The sequence below is a fragment of the Bradyrhizobium sp. SHOUNA76 genome (genome assembly GCF_023006445.1).
GTDB lineage: Bacteria > Pseudomonadota > Alphaproteobacteria > Rhizobiales > Xanthobacteraceae > Bradyrhizobium.
Genome location: NZ_JALBHA010001022.1, coordinates 1 through 788 on the forward strand (window position 1 = coordinate 1; position 788 = coordinate 788).

Annotated in this window: 1 protein-coding gene and 1 pseudogene; both read right to left on the bottom strand. The window is 64.0% G+C overall.

Translation table 11 applies throughout. The features are described from left to right. Nucleotides 1–180 precede the first annotated feature (180 nt). Nucleotides 181–534, bottom strand: a complete 354-nt coding sequence (locus MOV74_RS39420; protein ID WP_246933026.1) for a hypothetical protein — start codon at nt 532–534, stop codon at nt 181–183. A gap of 60 nt (nt 535–594) precedes the next feature. Continuing rightward, nucleotides 595–788, bottom strand: a pseudogene (locus MOV74_RS39425) (hypothetical protein); the annotation flags it as partial.

Genomic DNA, 788 nt, shown 5'->3' on the forward strand with positions numbered 1-788 from the left:
AGGTGTCGTGGACTTGAAGCCCGTCCAGACCGTGGTAGGGGAGGTTCCGCCGGCTGCGGCCGAGCCGCCGCTGCCTCCTGTCATCCTCTTCTGTGCGACAACTGGCGAGGCGGCAGCAAGCAGAAGCGCGACCGCCGAGGTCGTGAGTAGAGTTCTCATGTCTCAATCCTCTCTATGAATTCAGGGTGACGACGTCGAGATCGTGCAGCCATTGACGGTGATGGTGCTGGCGCTGGTGGAGCCAGGCCCGCCTGCCGTCGACGACGAGCTCGAGACGTTGCCGCCGCCGGCCTGCACATGCACCGATGATCCGCCTGCCGAGCTCGAGCTCGAAAGCGAACCGCTCGACGACGTCGATCCGGTCGTGCCGGAACCCGATGTGCCGACAGCGGTAATGCTACCGTCGGCGTGTTTTTCGACCGTGACCTTGCAGGTCTCGCCCGATGCATTCTTGCCGGTCTTTTCCATGGTTGCTGCCTGAGCAGCGCCACCCATCAGGGCCAACGCTGCGATCGCAATGATTGATCTGTTCATGCGAGTTCTCCTCCAACAAAGACGAAGGAGCGGCATCGCTGCCGCTCCTCGTTCAAGGCATCAATCCTTGTCCTTGTGGTGGCCCTTGCCTTTTTCCATGCCTCTGTCGCTGGCATGACCCGCAGACGAGCCGGCCGCGCCGACGGTCGAGCCGCTCTTGCCGTCACCGGCTGACGAGCCGCCCGTGCCGAGCGTCGATGCTGAGTTGGAGCCCGAACCTGCCGCAGAGCCGCCGGTGCCGACGCTGGACGAGC